This is a genomic window from Neobacillus sp. C211, assembly GCF_051842875.1.
GTDB lineage: Bacteria > Bacillota > Bacilli > Bacillales > Cytobacillaceae > Neobacillus.
In genome coordinates, this window is the sequence record NZ_JBPXRO010000042.1 from 25,011 (window position 1) to 41,922 (window position 16,912).

A 16,912-nucleotide genomic window follows, 5' to 3' on the forward strand; every position below is an offset into this window, starting at 1 on the left:
TGTAGAAAGGGGTAAAAAATAATGACAAATGAAAGAGATATTCTTATCACAGAGGTAGCATTACGCGATGGAAGCCATGCGATCAATCATCAATTTACAGTTGAACAAATACTTAAGGTTGCAAAGGCATTAAATGACGCAAATGTTCCTTATATCGAAGTATCCCATGGAGACGGTTTAGCAGGATCTTCTTTACAATATGGACTTTCCCGTACAAATGAAATGGAATTAATCGAAGCAGCCGTTTCTGTTGCCGACAAATCCAAAATTGCTGTGTTACTTTTACCAGGAATCGGTACTTTACATGAATTAAAAGAAGCAGCTAATTTAGGAGCAAAAATGGCTCGTATTGCAACACATGTAACAGAAGCAGACGTGGCGCCACAACACATTGCCTACGCAAAAGAATTAGGGATGGAAACAGTTGGATTCTTAATGATGAACCATATGGCACCTGTTGCTAAATTAGTAGAACAGGCTAAATTAATGGAAAGCTATGGAGCAGATTCAGTATACGTTGTTGACTCTGCAGGTTACTTACTTCCAGACCAAGTTCGCGAACGTATTCGTGCTCTTAAACAATCCATTGGCGTTAATGTTGGTTTCCATGGTCATAACAATTTATCTTTAGCGATGGCCAATACACTTGCTGCAATCGAAGAAGGTGCCACTCGTATTGATGGCAGTGTTCGTTGCCTTGGTGCTGGTGCCGGTAATACACAAACAGAAGTACTTGTAGCAGTTTGCGAACGGATGGGTATTAATACAGGGGTAGATTTATATAAAATGATGGACTTAGCTGAGGACATTGTGGCACCACTTTTACAAGTACCACAAGAAATCACGAAAGACAGCCTAACGCTCGGGTATGCTGGTGTATATTCTAGCTTTGCTCTTCATGCAAAACGTGCAGCTGCAAAATTTGGTGTGGATTCACGTGATATTTTAATTGAACTAGGAAATCGTAAAGTAGTTGGCGGTCAAGAGGATATGATTGTTGAAGTGGCTGCAGAGATTGCTAAAAACAAGTCAAAGATAGTCTTGGCCTAATAGTTATAACCCATTACAAATAGATTTATAGAATATTAAAAAATAATAGAGTTGATGGAAGAGGGGACTAAACTGTTCCCACCTCCATCGACTAGCCTAAATCGGAATGATTTAATATATTTTCTATTTAAATGCTTATGTAACCGTTTTTACCTTTAAGAAGAGATAGATAACCGTCTAAATTTCATCTTAGCTGGAATTTACATCATAGGATTAGAGGAGAAATTTTATGGAATTAGTTATAATATTATTAGCACTCGGAATGTTAATGTTTATTGCATACCGAGGATTTTCAGTTATCATGTTTGCACCGTTATGTGCATTATTCGCCGTCTTTTTAACGGACCCTGATTGGGTTCTTCCGTTTTTCTCCAATGTATTTATGGGGAAAATGGTTGAATATATTAAACTTTACTTTCCAATTTTCCTATTAGGAGCTATTTTCGGTAAAGTGGTAGAAATGTCAGGATTAGCACGTTCAATTGCATCTACGCTTATTCAGTTAGTAGGACGTAAACGTGCAATGTTAGTTATCGTTTTATTGTGTGCGATTCTAACATACAGTGGAATAAGTTTAGTCGTTGTTGCTTTTGCTGTTTATCCATTTGCAGCACATTTATTCAGACAGTCAGATATTCCGAAACGATTGATTCCAGGGACGATTGCACTTGGTTCATTTACCTTTACGATGGACGCACTTCCTGGTTCACCTCAGGTGCAAAACGTTATCCCAACTACATTTTTCAAAACAGATCTTTATGCCGCGCCTACTCTTGGAATAATTGGGGCAATTTTTATCTTCATACTTGGGATGCTCTATTTAAATTCACGTCGTAAAAAGGCAGAAAAAGCGGGTGAAGGCTATTATAGTTTCGGCACAATCAAAGAAAAACAGATCGATATTGATTTAGACCAAAATGAAAGTATAGCCCGTAAAATCTTGGCATTTGTTCCAGTAGTCCTTGTCGGTGTTTTAAATAAAGTGTTAACCACTTGGATTCCAAAATGGTATCCTAATGGCTTTGATTTTTCTAAGATTGGCTTAAATTTTCCAAATGTTGAAACTTCCCAGGTTGTCGGTATTTGGTCAGTTGAAATTGCTCTTATTGTCGGTATTCTTACAACCATTTTATACAATCGTAAACCCGTTGTTATGAACTTCAAGGATGGCATGAATCTTGGTATTGCTGGTGCATTATTAGCCATCATGAACTCTGCAACTGAATATGGTTTTGGAGCAGTAATTTCTAACCTTCCTGGTTTTACGATGGCGAGAGATGGAATTGCTAAATTATTTACGAATCCTCTATTAAATGGAGCAGTTACAACCAATGTTCTATCTGCTATTTCTGGTTCCGCATCGGCTGGTATCGCCATTTCACTTGGGATTATGGCAGATAAATATATTGAATTAGCAACTCAATTCGGTATCCCGCTTGAAGTAATGCACCGCGTAATTTCTATGGCTTCAGGGGGGATGGATACACTTCCACATAACGGAGCAGTCATTACGTTGCTTGCGATCACAGGCTTAACACATAAGCAGTCCTACCGTGACATTTTCGCTGTTACCATTATTAAAACAATCGCTGCTTTCTTTATCATTGGCGTTTATTTAGTAACAGGTCTTGTTTAAGACTACAATTATTGAATACAGATGGTAATCCTTCTTGTAGTTGGACTAGCCATTTAGAATATGTATGAAAGCAATAACCCGATTGCAATTGGAGCAATCGGGTTATTGTTAAGTTACCTCAAATAAAGAAACTCGTAATCTCTTCATAAAATCCCACATGATATGATTGTTGTAAGTCTAATGTTCCCGTTCTTTCAACTTACTATGCAATTGATTCAATCGCACCATTAATTGTTTATATTCCTCGAGTTCAATATTACAGGATTGTATTTCTTCACCAACTGTTTTTGTAATGGCTTGTTTTTCTTCCAGTGCTTTCTTTTGTAAATGGATATAGACTTTTCTCTCATCTGCCTTTGAACGTTCTTTTCTAAGCCAACCATTTGCTTCCATTCTTGTCAGCATGGGAGTCAATGTTCCAGTACCTAAACTTAATTTTTCTCCTATCTCCTTAACCGTTATACCATCTTTTTCCCATAATGCTAATAGAACTAAGTATTGAGGATAGGTTATTCCATAAGGTTGAAGTGCACTTGAATATAACTTATTGAATTCACTTGCTGTTTCATAAATGGCAAAGCATAGTTGGTTTTTTAATAACATGAAGTCTTCCAAGATGATCACCTTACTTTAAAATAATTATGAAAATAATCTTTTTATATCCTTCTCAATTCTGCTTGGTTCAGTCGTGGGGGCATACCGTTCGATCACCTGACCCTTTGAGTCGACTAGAAATTTTGTGAAATTCCATTTTATATTTTTTGTAAGAGCACCTGGTTTCTGGTTCTTTAAATAAGTAAATAGGGGATCAGTATTATTGCCATTTACATCAATTTTAGCAAATATTGGAAAGGTTACCCCGTAGTTTAATTGGCAGAACTGTGTTGTCTCTTCAATATTAGCAAATTCTTGATTATTGAATTGATCACAAGGGAAACCTAAAATCTCTAAACCATTCTCATTAAACTTTTCATATAATTCTTGAAGTCCTTTGAATTGAGGTGTTAACCCACATTTACTTGCAGTATTCACAATAAGTAAAGGCTTGCCTTCATAATCCATTAATGATTTTTCCTCACCATTAGTCATCTTTACACTAAAATCATAAATCGTTGTCAATTGAGTCTCCCCCTTGGTTTTTACTATGGAATTTTTAAGATTAAGTCGTTTACGATTTAATCTTACACGATTTAATTAAATGTGGCAAGTCTGAATTTGTTAACTAGGCTGGATATCTGGAATGGAAAAGAGAAAGATAAAGATAAAAAGGAGGGTTTTCCAATGGGGATAAATTTGTTTAATGGTAAAAATGGAGAAGAAAAGGAAATACTTAAAGACGTTCTTGAGGATTCAATCGAAACGGAAGAAAATTTAATGCGGACATATCTAATAACTGCAGAGCGAATTCATGATGATGATGAACTAAAGGAACGCCTTGAAAACTTTGCCGAAGGAAATGCGAAACGAACCAAACAACTGATTGATGAACTCAATGAAATCAAGGAATAGTAAAAAAGACATGCTCATCTGTGAATAGACCAAGATGAGCATGTCTTTTTTACTTACATACGTTTCTATTGTTGTTCTGATTACCGCAATTATCCAAACATAAACCTTTTCTTTATAAACCAAAATAATATAGTTCACTTATACATTCCAAAGGAGTTGGTCGTGTTGAAATGGCACAAAACGATACTTTCAATGATTCAACAGCGTCAAGATAAAAAGGTTGCGTTAGCTGTAGACACTTCCACGAATGAAGCCCCAAGCATATTGATCAATAACATAGTAAAACTGTTTGAACAATTAAAGCCAGACACCATTTTGGTGCAAGCAGATTTTAAAATTAGAAGTACATCACCTGTCAAAAGTGATACAATTAAATACTATACACATGGGAAATCTTCGTATACCTTGGTGCTTGAGTGGGCTAAAGAAGAAAATATCGATACACTATTTTATATTACCGATGTAACCGGCTTTATTTCAGAAGACATAGAAAATGTTAGTTATGAAATGATTTGGCTTGTACCTGGAGCTATTTTGCCAAGGGTTCCTTTTGGCAAAGCAATTAAAGTAGCCTGAAAAAAATCCCTCACAAAAAGTGAGGGATGAACTCTTTCAGATAAGGAGTTATGAGTTTTCAATGAAAGAATATTATTATGATAAATTAATGGGGATAAAAACGGGAGGGGACCAAGAGGGATTTAATAAGTCCTTTCACTACCATCGTTATGAGCCAACGCCATATAGCGCCCTCGAAGAATTATTTAACAACTATAAATTAACTAGCCGTGATCGAATAGTTGACTTTGGGTGTGGCAAAGGGCGATTAAACTTTTTTATTCATTATCTATTTAATGCAATGGTTGTTGGTGTTGAAATGAATGAGGATTTCTATCAGGAAGCAATTGAAAATCGAACTAGTTATTTAAAGAAAACCGACACGAGAAATAGCAATATTGATTTTTATTGCGGTTTGGCGGAAGAATACCAAATAGACCCTTATGACAATCGATTTTACTTTTTTAATCCGTTTTCAATCCAAATTTTTATGAAAACCATTAATAATATATTGCTATCGGTGGAAAAATCCGAGCGTAATATTGAATTGATTTTATATTACCCATCAGAAGATTATATATATTATTTAGAAAACGATACCTCTTTTGAATTGAAAAAAGAAATCACTTTGCCTTACTTCTATGAACATAATTCTAATGAGAGATTTTTAATTTATCAATTAATCGTATAGCTTTTGCATTAATCTGTTTATCTCATCGTTTAATTCAGCTGTGTTTTTAGTATCAAGCAATTGTTCAGAAATGACGATATAACTGCTGTTGCTTCCTTTCAAATAACTATAGATAATCTGTGCGGCATCAATTTCATCTCTGCTGACTTTTTTTGTTGAATTAACTTCTGTAGTTTTAAAGATGCTTAATATATTGGACGTGATTGTTTTCCTCGTAGCCTCAATCTCAGAACATGAATATTTTTCACTGTAGAGTATTTTGTTCTTCTTAATTAGGAATAGTTTAAAAGTATTGTAATTTAAGGATTCAACGACAGCGAGATTTTTATTACTTTCCGTAAATTCAATCACTTTTTCTTTATTTAGAAGGGAGTGGATGGCATCCAACGTGTCTCTATACTTTACAGCCAATTCAAAATCAAATTCTTCAGAAGCCTCTGTCATTCTTCGCTCCATAACTTCAATTAGGCTCATATCGGTGCCATGCAATAAGCCGATAATCTTAGTTATGTTTTCATTATATCGATCAAGTGCATCTCCTCCTAAACACATACCAAGGCATAAACCTAAGGAATAATTTAAGCAGGGAGTGTTCTTGTTTGAAGGGCTGCTACAGCAGATCTTATAGAATTCCTTGATACCTTGGAGCGCCTTTTCGACAGTTTGCTTGCTTGAATATGGACCAAAATAAAGACTTTTAGGGTTATCAGGACTGCTACAAGTGTTGATTCTATGATAGCCGGCTTCCATTTCAATCCTAATATAGATATAGGATTGAGTATTTTTCATCATTCTATTAAAAATGGGCTTGATTTCACTGATTAATTTACATTCTAACATAAACGCTTCAAATTCTGTGTCAGTAAGGATATAGTCAAAATCCTTTAGGCTTGCTTTTAACTTTATTATCTTTTTAGGATGGGCCTTTGAATTTTGGAAGTAAGACCGCACACGATTTTTAAGGTTTTTTGCTTTTCCCACATATATAATTTGTGCTCTGGAGTCCTTCATAAGATACACTCCAGGGGAAGAGGGAAGGTTTTTTACCTTTTCTTTAAGTTCCATATGAAAACCTCCATTCACACTATATTTTATCACAAATAAAAAAGGTGCCCAGTCTTCACCATCAATGGATGAGAAGACTAGGCACCTTTTTTTATAATTACCTAATACCTTTCATGTAGCCCTGAATTTTCGGGGCTAGCATTAATAGGATAATACCTAGTACGATGGATGCTCCACCAATCAAACCAAAATAGGTCATTTCAGTTTCAGGTGTGTAGAATTTAACAACTTGTGCATTTAGTGCTTGTGCAGCAGCACTTGCTAAGAACCATAAGCTCATCGTTTGTGCTGAGAATGCTGCAGGCGCTAATTTAGTAGTCGCAGACAATCCAACAGGTGACATGCATAATTCTCCAAATACAACAATTAAATAACTAAGAACAAGCCACATTGGACTCACCAATGAATCCGTACCGCCAAAATAAGCAGGTATAAGAATAACTAGGAATGACAAACCAGCAAATAATAATGATAATGAGAACTTTTGAGGTACTGATGGCTGACGCTTTCCTAATTTAACCCACAACCAAGCAAATACAGGCGCAAATATAATAATAAATAACGGGTTTAAAGATTGAAACCACGCTGGCTTAATTTCAATTCCAGCAAAATGTAATTGTGTACGAGTATCAGCATAACTTGCAAGGATGGTTGAACCTTGCTCTTGAATTGCCCAGAACATAACCGCTGAAATAAATAACGGGATATAAGCAATAATCCTTGAACGTTCTACTGCTGTTGTTTTTGGACTACGGTACATCACAACGAAATAAATCGTCGGAATTAAAATACCAAGAAAAGTAACAATATTAATAAAGCTAGCAAAAGTTAAAAGTCCGTTTGGTATTAATACTGCACATAAAACAACAAGAATAATTACAGCTAATCCAATAAAAGTGAAGACTTTTTTCTTTTCTGCAGGTGACATTGGATTGGCAATCATCGTTCCTGCAAGACCTAGATTTTTTTTCTTTGTAAGACTGAATACAATTAATCCTAAGAACATACCTACAGCCGCAATTCCAAAACCTAAGTGGAAGTTACCTACCGATCCAACGATTAATGGGGATAAGAACGCTCCCAAGTTAATACTCATATAGTAAATAGTGAAACCTGCATCACGACGTTCGTCCTTTTCGCTGTATAATTCACCTACTGCGGAAGAAACATTCGGTTTAAGCATTCCAGTACCTAGGACAATCAATACCATGGAAACAAAGAACATAGAAACACTGCCAGGAATAGCTAGAGCTATATGTCCAAACATAATCAAGATTCCGCCGTAAAACACGGCTTTGGAAGAACCGAAGACCCGGTCAGCAAGCCAGCCGCCAATTATTCCAGACATATAAACAAGTGATCCATAGATGGACATGATAGAAAGTGCGAGATTTTTATCAATGCCCAATCCGCCTTTAGAAACTTCATAATACATATAGAAAACGAGGATGGCTCTCATTCCATAGTAAGAAAAGCGCTCCCAAAATTCAGTAAAGAAAAGAGTAGATAGCCCTTTAGGATGTCCGAAAAATCCTGTTTGAGGTACACTATCCACAATTTTCTGTCTATTCATGTTTGACATGTTACAACCTCCCTTTTATTATACTATAATACTTTTTATAGTTTTGAATTGTCAAAAACTTTTTTTGGAAAATAAGTTATGAAAGGTTATAAACATTGATAATACTGAATTTCAGCCGAATGAAAAGAGAAAAGAAAGTTTTTTTAAAATAGTAAATGATTTCAGATAAGAGTGACTTTTCACTCTAAAGACCTTAATTGGGTGCCTGACACCACAGATGGACATTTGTCCATCTGTGGTGTCAGGCACCTTTTTTCCTAAAAATAGGCATAATAGTGATTGACATTGACGTTGCGTAAAGGTGTATCGTTAGTTTATAAGGGGGTGAACGAATGGAGTATACAGTGCAGAAGCTTGGAGGTCTAGCTGGTGTTAGTACTAGAACACTTAGGTATTATGATGAAATTGGAATTCTTAAGCCAGCTAGAATTAATTCATCAGGATACAGAATTTATGGTCAAGCGGAGGTGGACTGTCTTCAACAAATCTTATTTTACAGGGAATTAGGGATCAGTTTAGAAAGTATAAAAGAAATTGTAACAGCTCCAAACTTTGATGGCGCTGCAGCACTTAAAGAACATCGTGAAAAACTCCTTGAGAAAAAGGAACAGTTAGAATTATTAATTGCGAATGTAGATAAAACGATCGCAGTAACAGAAGGGAGAATGAAAATGTCAAATAAAGAAAAGTTCGAGGGTTTTAAGAAAAAAATGATTGACGAAAATGAGAAAAAATACGGGAAAGAAATTCGAGAAAAGTATGGAGATGAAACCGTTAATAAGTCAAATGACAAACTACAGAATATGACACAAGAACAACATGATGAGGTAACAGCACTAGCTGAAAAATTGACACAAACGTTAGCTGAAGCTTTTAAAACCGGGGATCCAGCCGGAGAAAAGGCACAAACAGCCGCTGACCTCCATAAGCAATGGTTATGCTACTATTGGAATGAATATAGTAAGGAAGCCCATGTAGGTCTGGCACAAATGTATGTGGATGATGAAAGATTTACCGCCTATTATGATAAACAACAGCCAGGGACAGCAGAATTTTTAAGGGATGCCATTCACATTTATACGGGTATGAAAAAATAACTTTTTACTATAGATGAGATTCCCTGTAAGACAGCGATAGTCTTACAGGGTTTTTTTATTACCTTTTATATTTTTTATTATTTTAATATCTAAAGGAAAAATTTGGTGTATAACACCAAAAAGCGCCTTAGTGCATTACCGCGACTATGTGCTACTGGGATATTTTGAACTTTTTTCACGTAATTGACAAAAATGGATAGTACCACTAAAGTAATATATGTCATAATTATTTTAAAATTTATTATATTATTATATTTCTGATTAGAATGAATACATAAAAAACAATGTACAGGTAGGTGTAAATGTGGAAAAGGATCCTATTCTTCGAATAAAAGACTTAAAGGTGTCTTTTCAATCAGGGAAAAAACTAGTGCCGGCAGTTGATGGCATCAGTTTCGAATTAAAGGATGGAGAAATTCTAGGGATTGTAGGTGAATCGGGGAGTGGTAAAAGTGTCACTTCTTTAGCGACCATGGGTTTGATTCCTTCTCCACCAGGAAAAATCGAGAATGGTCAAATCATTTTTGAAGGAAAAGACCTGAAAAATATCTCCGAAAAAGAGTGGAGAAAAATCCGCGGCAATCTGATTTCAATGATATTCCAAGAGCCTATGACCTCATTGAATCCGTTGTTTACAATTGGTAATCAGTTAATGGAAGCCATCCGACTGCATACAGACCTTTCAAAGCGAGAAGCAAATGTACGCAGTATCGAATTATTAAAACTTGTTGGTATTCCAAGAGCAGAAGGAATTCTTAAAGAGCATCCACATCAACTATCGGGCGGTATGCGGCAACGGGTAATGATTGCGATGGCCATGGCCTGCAATCCTAGAGTGCTGATTGCGGATGAGCCAACAACCGCACTTGACGTAACAATTCAAGCACAAATCCTTGCCTTAATGAAGGACTTAAATAAAAAGACAAATACATCGATCATTCTCATTACCCATGATTTAGGTGTCGTTGCAGAAATTTGTGAACGCGTAATTGTCATGTATTCTGGGCAAATCGTGGAGCAGGGTGATGTTAGAACGATACTCAAAAATCCTCAGCATCCTTATACAAAGGGCCTTTTAAAATCCGTCCCTGATTTAAGAGGGAAAAAGGAGCGGCTTTATAGTATTCCCGGCACTGTCCCTACACCAGGATCAATCCAAAAGGGCTGTCGGTTCGCGGCTAGATGTTCAGAGGCATTTGGTCAATGCCAGGAAGAAACACCAGTTTTGTATAAAACGGAAAAAGACGGACATGAAGTGCGCTGTTTCCTACATACATTGATGAAGGGGAGTGACAACCATGTCAGAGTTACTTCTTGAAGTAAATGGATTAAAAAAGTACTTTCCGATTACAGGCGGCCTTTTTGGGAGCAAAAAGGGAGAAGTCAAAGCGGTTGATGATGTATCCTTTTACGTTAGAAAAGGAGAAACATTGGGCATCGTTGGTGAAAGCGGTTGCGGTAAATCGACCACGGGCCGTCTGCTCATGCGTTTGATTGAAGCAAGTGAGGGTAGGATTATTTTTGAAGATCAAGAGATTACTAGTATGTCAAAATCTGAATTAAGAAAAACTCGACGAGATATCCAAATGGTATTCCAAGACCCTTATGCATCGCTTAATCCAAGACATTCGATCGAACAGATTCTTGAAGAGCCGCTCATTGTTCATGGAATAGGGACAAAAGAGGAACGTAAAAAGCAAGTGAGAGATATGCTTGAGGTAGTTGGCTTAAGCAGTTACCACGCCAAAAGGTATCCGCACCAATTTAGTGGCGGTCAGCGTCAAAGAATTGGAATTGCAAAAGCGTTAATGACCAAACCAAAACTAATTATCGCCGATGAGCCTGTTTCAGCACTGGACGTATCCATTCAGGCTCAGGTTCTTAATCTGATGAAGGACATACAAAGGGAATTTCAGCTTACTTACATATTTATTGCTCATGATTTAGGAGTTGTACGCCATATTAGTGATCGTGTTGGCGTGATGTATTTAGGAAGATTAATAGAGTTAGCTGAAAGTGAAGATCTATATGAAAATCCGAAGCATCCATATACAAAAGCGCTCCTATCAGCTGTGCCAATACCGGATCCAGATATAAAGAGGGAGACCATTTTAATAGAAGGAGAACTTCCAAGTCCTGCGAATCCTCCCTCAGGTTGTGCCTTCCATACACGATGCTCACAGGTGATGGATATTTGTAAAAAGACTAGACCTGCGGAACAAAATCTAAACGGTCATTTTGTCGCATGTCACGTATATAACAAGTGATTTGCTGCATTTATGATAAAAAACAAAAATATAAGGGGGCAACAAAACTTATGAAGAAGAGGTCTTTTAAACTGCTGTTAATCTCTCTATTAGCCATCAGTATGTTTCTAGTTGGCTGTAACAGCAAAACCAATGAAGTAGCAGGAGGCAAGAAAGATCCTGCCACTGGAAGTGGATCGAAAAAAGATACACTAGTTTATGGTCGTGGTGGAGATTCTACATCTCTAGATCCAATCACCACAACTGAAGGTGAAGCATTCAAAGTAACAGAAAACATTTATGAAACATTGATTCAATATGGTGATCAAGATACTACTATTAATCCAGGACTTGCTGAATCGTGGAAAGTGACACCAGATGGCTTAACTTACACATTCAAGCTTCGTCAAGGAGTTAAATTCCATGACGGTACTGATTTTAATGCAGACGCGGTTGTTTTTAACTTCGATCGCTGGATGAATGGTAATGCTGACAGCTTCCCATATTACACCATGTTTGGTGGATTTAAAGGGGAAAAAGGACACATAATTAAAGAGGTTAAAGCTGTTGATGCAAATACAGTACAATTTGTATTATTTAGACCACAGGCACCGTTCCTTAAGAACCTAGCTATGTCTCCGTTTGGAATTGCAAGCCCTGCGGCTGTTAAAAAATACGGTGATAAGTTTAGACAAAATCCAGTTGGAACAGGTCCATTTAAATTCGTTGAGTGGAAAGAAAACGATACAATTACGCTTGAGAAGAACCCTGACTACTGGCAAAAAGGCTTGCCCAAGTTAAACAAAGTTATTTTCCGCGTGATTCCTGAAAATACTGCACGTTTGAACGCTCTAGCAAATGGCGAGATTGATGTGATGGATGGACTAAACAATTCAGATGAGGCGACTGTTAAAGCAAATGCCAATCTCCAAGTGATTGAACGTCCATCAATGAACGTGGGTTATATTGGTTTAACAACCACTCGTAAACCATTTGATAATAAACTCGTTCGTCAAGCGATTAACTATGCTGTTGATAAAAAATCAATCATCGATGCGTTTTATGGTGGGAAAGCCCTTGCAGCGGTCAATCCAATGCCTCCTTCCATCGAAGGCTATAATAAGGCAGTTGAGCCATATCCATATGATTTAGAGAAAGCAAAGCAATTGTTGAAAGAAGCTGGATACGAAAAAGGATTTGAAATTGACCTATGGGCAATGCCTGTTGCTCGCCCTTATATGCCAGAAGCACAAAAAGTTGCTGAAGTTATTCAAGAGAGCTTAAGCAAAATCAATGTCAAAGCCAAAATCCAATCTGTGGACTGGGCTACTTACTTAGATAAAGCAGCAAAAGGTGAATTTGATATGTTCATGCTTGGCTGGACAGGCGACAACGGTGACCCTGATAACTTCTTATACACATTGCTTGATAAAGACAGTATTGGAAGTAATAACTATTCCCAGTACAGCAATGACAAATTACATGACGTCTTAATTAAGGCACAAACAGAAATTGATCAAGCAAAGCGTAATGCACTTTATGAGGAAGCACAAGTAATCATTCATGATGATGCCCCTTGGGTGCCACTTGTACACTCTACACCGTTGTTAGCAGCAGGGAAAGATGTCGCAAATTACTTACCGCACCCAACTGGATCAGAAGCACTAACAAAAGTTGAATTTAAATAATAGGCTGAGTTTAAGGTCACTTTTGATTTTTTAGCACAGTTGATTGGAGCGGAAGGCGCGAAGACTCCTGCGGGAGGACGGGGCAGGGGAGACCCCGCAGGCGCTTAGCGCCGAGGAGGCTCCCCAGACCGCCCGCGGAAAGCGAAGCGCCTGGAGCGGAGATCAACAGACAAGTTTAACAGACCGAATTAATAATGGCTGAAAGGGGAGGGAGCTTAGCCTCCCCTTTTGTTAACTAACACATTCAGTTTTTTTGTAAAAAAAATTGTTTAGCTAAAGCATCTAACCAGGCGCTTACGCTTTTCAGTGAGGTGAAAAATTTGTTTACTTATACAGTCCGCCGTGTGTTTTCTTTAATCCCTGTTTTAATTGGGATGACTCTCGTGGTTTTTGCCATCATCCATGCTATTCCAGGAAATCCCGCTCAGGTAATTCTTGGGCAAAGAGCGACTGCAGAATCAATTGCCACGTTAACAAAGGAATTAGGGCTGAATAGACCTTGGTACATACAATACGCCGATTATATTAATGCTTTACTTCATGGGGATTTAGGAGTCTCACTCAGGACAAGGGGTCCAATTAACGAAGAAATATGGTCCTACTTAGCAGCAACCGCCGAACTAACAGCAGTGGCAATGTTAATTGCCATCGTAGTGGGGGTAAATGCAGGAATTGTCAGTGCTTGGTTCTCCAAATCATGGTTTGATTATGTTGCGATGGTTCTTGCACTGATTGGGGTGTCATTGCCGATTTTTTGGCTTGGTTTAATGGAGCAATGGGTATTTTCAATTGAATTAGGCTGGCTTCCAACGACAGGAAGAGAGAATGTTAGAGATCCCGTTGCAGCAATTACTAATTTTTATTTAATAGATACCCTCTTACAAGGAAGATTTGATCAATTTATAACGGTCATAAAGCATTTGGTGTTACCTAGCATTGCACTCGCAACGATTCCAATGGCGATTATTGCTCGAATGACCCGCGCAACCATGCTGGAAGTGATGAAGTCAGATTATGTCCGTACCGCAAGAGCAAAGGGACTGAGCATGTTCTGGGTCGTTTATAAACATTCCTTAAAAAATGCCGTTATCCCGGTTCTAACTATCATCGGGTTGCAAACCGGTCTTTTACTTGGAGGAGCTATATTAACGGAAACAATCTTTGGCTGGCCAGGAATCGGGAGATATCTATATGATGCGATCGGCTATCGAGATTATCCGGTTATCCAGTCAGGGATATTAATTATTGCGGCAATTTTTGTACTCATTAATTTAATTGTGGATCTATTATATGTTTTTGTTGATCCACGAATAAAATATACCAAGTAGAGGAGGGGGATCTTAAAGTGGCGGAATTAGCAAAAAAACCGGCAAATATGGCAACGGTAATTGTTGAAGAAAAGCTGACACCTCCCTGGAAGGAAGCATGGATTTCATTTTATAAAAACCGATTAGCAGTAGTTGGTTTAGGAATTGTGGTCTTTTTTATTATCATTGCTATATTCGCTCCTATTATTGCTCCATATAGCTTTAAAGATCAAGTGTTGGCAGATCGAATGCTCTCACCTTCCAGTGAGCATTGGTTTGGGACAGACGACTTTGGTCGAGATATTTTTTCTCGTATTGTTTATGGTGCAAGAATATCATTGTGGGTTGGCTTTTTCTCAGTTTTAGGCTCAGTTGTGGCAGGGACATTACTAGGAATTGTAGCTGGATATTACGGCCGCTGGGTAGATGCGATTATCTCGCGTATTTTTGATATTATGCTAGCTTTTCCAAGTATTTTATTGGCGATTGCGGTTGTTTCTATTTTGGGGCCATCCCTGCAAAATGCTTTGATTGCGATCGCGGTTATTAATATACCGAACTTTGGACGATTGGTTCGCTCCAAAGTATTAAGTGTTAAACAGGAAGAATATATTATGGCTGCCCGTGCCGTCGGAATGAAAGATTCACGTATCCTTCTCCGTCATATTTTACCTAATAGTATATCACCAGTAATCGTTCAAGCTACATTAGCGATTGCCACAGCAATTATTGAGGCAGCAGCTCTTGGTTTCCTTGGAATGGGTGCACAAGCACCGACACCAGAGTGGGGAAAAATGCTTGCCGATTCAAAAAATTATATCACTCAGGCACCATGGACGTTATTCTTCCCTGGGGTCGCTATAATGCTGACCGTGCTCGGATTTAACTTAATGGGGGACGGGCTAAGGGACATCCTAGATCCGAAAATGAAACAATAGACGTAGAGACTCCTGTGTGGGTCTCTTTCTTTTGGTGTCATGCACCATTAACTTGATTAATTAATAATTGTCTAAAATCTCAAAATAGCATTATAATTATGCTTAATAATTTGTTTTACCAATTGGGGGTTTGGCGTAAATGTTAAATAGAAATAAGAGTATTGTTTTTATTGGGTTTATGGGTGTTGGAAAAACTACTATCGGCAAGATGGTTGCTAATAAACTAAATCGTGATTTTATTGATATTGATGAACAAATTGAAAAAGAATACAACATGCCAGTGTCCCAAATTTTTTCTGAATTTGGTGAGAAAGTTTTTAGAGAAAGAGAAAAAAGTTTAATTGCAAGTCTAGCGTCCCAGCAACAAAAGGTTATTTCTGTCGGCGGCGGTGCCTTCCTACAAGAAGAAATTAGAAAGACCTGTTTAGAATCTTGTATTGTTATTCTGCTAGATTTATCATTGGAGGGCTGGAAAGATAGATTAGGTCTGATTATAGACAGCCGACCTGTTTTAAAAGGAAAGTCAATTGAGGAAATGGAAGATCTTTTTTACAAAAGACAAGATATTTATGTTAACCATCATTTGAAGATTTCAACTGATAGCAAGGATGCAAAAGAAATTGCTAACCAAATTATTGACGAATTAAATTCAATCTAGGGAAAAATAGGTATCAAAACTTATGTAGAATGGGACAAGGAGTGGGAACAAATGACTAAAACAGTAACGGTTAGAGGTCTCGTCATTGGGGAAGGAATGCCAAAAATTTGTGTCCCGTTGGTGGGAGAAACACTTGTACAATTAAAGGAAGAAGCCGAATTTCTAAAAACAATTGACTTAGATGTAGTAGAGTGGCGGGTAGACTTTTTTGACCAAGTAGAAGATTTTGAGCAGGTGAAAAAGGCTCTTGCTGAAATTCGCACGTTCCTGCCTGCTACACCACTTATCTTTACCTTTCGAAGTCATAAAGAAGGCGGCAATAAGGAAATAACCACTTCTTTTTATTTTGAATTAAACAAGACGGTTGCAGAAACAGGTCTGGTGGATATCATTGATGTTGAGTTATTTAATGATGAAAATGAAGTCAAAACTATAATTGAAAAGGCACATGCAAAAAATGTTTTTGTTATTGTCTCTAACCATGATTTTCATAAGACGCCAACAAAAGAGGAAATTATCTCGCGGTTACGGAAAGCACAAGAGTTTGGGGGAGATATACCAAAAATTGCTGTAATGCCAAATAGTACAGCCGATGTGCTAACCCTCTTAGATGCAACAAATACAATGAACGAACAGTTTGCGGATAGGCCGTTCATTACTATGTCTATGGCAGGTAAAGGGGTCATAAGTCGATTGGCTGGCGAAATATTTGGGTCTGCTCTTACCTTTGGAGCAGCAAAAAAAGCTTCTGCACCTGGACAGGTAAATGTGAAGGAGTTGCGAGGTGTATTAAACTTGTTACATGAAAGTCTATAAAAAAACCGAAAAGCACTCAGAGGAGTGTTCAGATTGTCGAGAAAGGGTATTTTTCTCGGCAATTTTTTATTCTC

17 protein-coding genes are annotated in these 16,912 nt (G+C 37.6%); 13 read left to right on the top strand and 4 right to left on the bottom strand.

All coding sequences use genetic code 11. The features are described 5' to 3' along the window. Positions 1-21 precede the first annotated feature (21 nt). On the top strand, positions 22-1,050 hold the full coding sequence (dmpG, locus tag ACSU6B_RS26200; protein ID WP_410889302.1) for a 4-hydroxy-2-oxovalerate aldolase: 1,029 nt from the start codon (positions 22-24) through the stop codon (positions 1,048-1,050). Positions 1,051-1,279: 229 nt separating this feature from the next. Then, positions 1,280-2,686, top strand: a complete 1,407-nt coding sequence (locus tag ACSU6B_RS26205) for a GntP family permease (RefSeq protein WP_215006123.1) — start codon at positions 1,280-1,282, stop codon at positions 2,684-2,686. Positions 2,687-2,863: 177 nt separating this feature from the next. Here ACSU6B_RS26205 and ACSU6B_RS26210 read toward each other — a convergent pair whose 3' ends face one another. Beyond that, positions 2,864-3,289 (bottom strand): MarR family winged helix-turn-helix transcriptional regulator, encoded by a 426-nt coding sequence (locus tag ACSU6B_RS26210; RefSeq protein ID WP_251026733.1) that lies wholly within the window; start codon positions 3,287-3,289, stop codon positions 2,864-2,866. 36 nt (positions 3,290-3,325) lie between these two features. Next, on the bottom strand, positions 3,326-3,805 hold the full coding sequence (locus ACSU6B_RS26215) for a glutathione peroxidase (RefSeq protein WP_215006126.1): 480 nt from the start codon (positions 3,803-3,805) through the stop codon (positions 3,326-3,328). Between the two features lie 162 nt (positions 3,806-3,967). Between ACSU6B_RS26215 and ACSU6B_RS26220 the strand changes: the two genes are divergently transcribed. The 3 genes from ACSU6B_RS26220 to ACSU6B_RS26230 all read left to right on the top strand — a co-directional run bounded on the left by ACSU6B_RS26220 (position 3,968) and on the right by ACSU6B_RS26230 (position 5,441). Then, positions 3,968-4,195 carry a hypothetical protein gene (locus ACSU6B_RS26220; RefSeq protein ID WP_215006130.1) on the top strand — a complete coding sequence of 76 codons (228 nt, stop codon included), beginning with the start codon at positions 3,968-3,970 and terminating at the stop codon, positions 4,193-4,195. 192 nt (positions 4,196-4,387) lie between these two features. Continuing rightward, positions 4,388-4,771 carry a hypothetical protein gene (locus tag ACSU6B_RS26225; protein WP_374102998.1) on the top strand — a complete coding sequence of 128 codons (384 nt, stop codon included), beginning with the start codon at positions 4,388-4,390 and terminating at the stop codon, positions 4,769-4,771. A gap of 61 nt (positions 4,772-4,832) precedes the next feature. Continuing rightward, positions 4,833-5,441 carry a methyltransferase gene (locus ACSU6B_RS26230; RefSeq protein ID WP_168242271.1) on the top strand — a complete coding sequence of 203 codons (609 nt, stop codon included), beginning with the start codon at positions 4,833-4,835 and terminating at the stop codon, positions 5,439-5,441. Here ACSU6B_RS26230 and ACSU6B_RS26235 read toward each other — a convergent pair. Together ACSU6B_RS26235 and ACSU6B_RS26240 are read right to left on the bottom strand one after the other, a co-directional pair. Continuing rightward, positions 5,430-6,506: a GIY-YIG nuclease family protein gene (locus ACSU6B_RS26235; RefSeq protein WP_410889305.1), complete on the bottom strand. Its 1,077-nt coding sequence runs from the start codon at positions 6,504-6,506 to the stop codon at positions 5,430-5,432. The genes ACSU6B_RS26230 and ACSU6B_RS26235 overlap by 12 nt on opposite strands. A gap of 97 nt (positions 6,507-6,603) precedes the next feature. After that, entirely contained in the window at positions 6,604-8,088 is a 1,485-nt protein-coding gene (locus ACSU6B_RS26240; RefSeq protein WP_410889307.1) for a peptide MFS transporter, read from the bottom strand. Positions 8,089-8,420: 332 nt separating this feature from the next. Here ACSU6B_RS26240 and ACSU6B_RS26245 point away from each other — a divergent pair, with 332 nt between their 5' ends. The 8 genes from ACSU6B_RS26245 (at position 8,421) to aroD (ending at position 16,838) form a co-directional block, all read left to right on the top strand. Next, positions 8,421-9,185, top strand: coding sequence for a MerR family transcriptional regulator (locus ACSU6B_RS26245; protein ID WP_410889309.1), 765 nt, complete (start codon positions 8,421-8,423; stop codon positions 9,183-9,185). A gap of 304 nt (positions 9,186-9,489) precedes the next feature. After that, positions 9,490-10,503 (top strand): ABC transporter ATP-binding protein, encoded by a 1,014-nt coding sequence (locus ACSU6B_RS26250; protein WP_410889311.1) that lies wholly within the window; start codon positions 9,490-9,492, stop codon positions 10,501-10,503. Next, positions 10,484-11,452, top strand: coding sequence for an ABC transporter ATP-binding protein (locus ACSU6B_RS26255; protein ID WP_410889313.1), 969 nt, complete (start codon positions 10,484-10,486; stop codon positions 11,450-11,452). The genes ACSU6B_RS26250 and ACSU6B_RS26255 overlap by 20 nt, the downstream gene beginning before the upstream one ends. Before the next feature lie 50 nt (positions 11,453-11,502). Then, positions 11,503-13,119, top strand: a complete 1,617-nt coding sequence (locus ACSU6B_RS26260) for an ABC transporter substrate-binding protein (protein WP_410889315.1) — start codon at positions 11,503-11,505, stop codon at positions 13,117-13,119. A gap of 320 nt (positions 13,120-13,439) precedes the next feature. Further along, complete coding sequence (locus ACSU6B_RS26265; protein ID WP_410889316.1) at positions 13,440-14,447, top strand: ABC transporter permease; 1,008 nt, start codon at positions 13,440-13,442, stop codon at positions 14,445-14,447. 17 nt (positions 14,448-14,464) lie between these two features. Beyond that, a complete protein-coding gene (locus ACSU6B_RS26270; protein WP_308162605.1) occupies positions 14,465-15,364 on the top strand; it encodes an ABC transporter permease in 900 nt (299 codons plus the stop codon). A gap of 139 nt (positions 15,365-15,503) precedes the next feature. After that, positions 15,504-16,022: a shikimate kinase gene (locus ACSU6B_RS26275; protein ID WP_410889318.1), complete on the top strand. Its 519-nt coding sequence runs from the start codon at positions 15,504-15,506 to the stop codon at positions 16,020-16,022. 51 nt (positions 16,023-16,073) lie between these two features. Beyond that, the gene (aroD, locus tag ACSU6B_RS26280) at positions 16,074-16,838 is read left to right on the top strand and encodes a type I 3-dehydroquinate dehydratase (RefSeq protein ID WP_410889320.1); all 765 of its coding nucleotides are present in this window, start codon (positions 16,074-16,076) and stop codon (positions 16,836-16,838) included. The last annotated feature ends 74 nt before the right edge of the window (positions 16,839-16,912 follow it).

Excerpts from the sequence above, each read along its gene's own strand:
- ACSU6B_RS26220 (WP_215006130.1), top strand. The coding sequence starts at position 3,968 with ATGGGGATAAATTTGTTTAATGGTAAAAATGGAGAAGAAAAGGAAATA.
- ACSU6B_RS26245 (WP_410889309.1), top strand. The coding sequence starts at position 8,421 with ATGGAGTATACAGTGCAGAAGCTTGGAGGTCTAGCTGGTGTTAGTACT.
- dmpG (WP_410889302.1), top strand. The coding sequence starts at position 22 with ATGACAAATGAAAGAGATATTCTTATCACAGAGGTAGCATTACGCGAT.
- ACSU6B_RS26255 (WP_410889313.1), top strand. The coding sequence starts at position 10,484 with ATGTCAGAGTTACTTCTTGAAGTAAATGGATTAAAAAAGTACTTTCCG.
- aroD (WP_410889320.1), top strand. The coding sequence starts at position 16,074 with ATGACTAAAACAGTAACGGTTAGAGGTCTCGTCATTGGGGAAGGAATG.
- ACSU6B_RS26225 (WP_374102998.1), top strand. The coding sequence starts at position 4,388 with ATGATTCAACAGCGTCAAGATAAAAAGGTTGCGTTAGCTGTAGACACT.
- ACSU6B_RS26260 (WP_410889315.1), top strand. The coding sequence starts at position 11,503 with ATGAAGAAGAGGTCTTTTAAACTGCTGTTAATCTCTCTATTAGCCATC.
- ACSU6B_RS26210 (WP_251026733.1), bottom strand. The coding sequence starts at position 3,289 with ATGTTATTAAAAAACCAACTATGCTTTGCCATTTATGAAACAGCAAGT.
- ACSU6B_RS26240 (WP_410889307.1), bottom strand. The coding sequence starts at position 8,088 with ATGTCAAACATGAATAGACAGAAAATTGTGGATAGTGTACCTCAAACA.
- ACSU6B_RS26230 (WP_168242271.1), top strand. The coding sequence starts at position 4,833 with ATGAAAGAATATTATTATGATAAATTAATGGGGATAAAAACGGGAGGG.
- ACSU6B_RS26235 (WP_410889305.1), bottom strand. The coding sequence starts at position 6,506 with ATGGAACTTAAAGAAAAGGTAAAAAACCTTCCCTCTTCCCCTGGAGTG.
- ACSU6B_RS26205 (WP_215006123.1), top strand. The coding sequence starts at position 1,280 with ATGGAATTAGTTATAATATTATTAGCACTCGGAATGTTAATGTTTATT.
- ACSU6B_RS26275 (WP_410889318.1), top strand. The coding sequence starts at position 15,504 with ATGTTAAATAGAAATAAGAGTATTGTTTTTATTGGGTTTATGGGTGTT.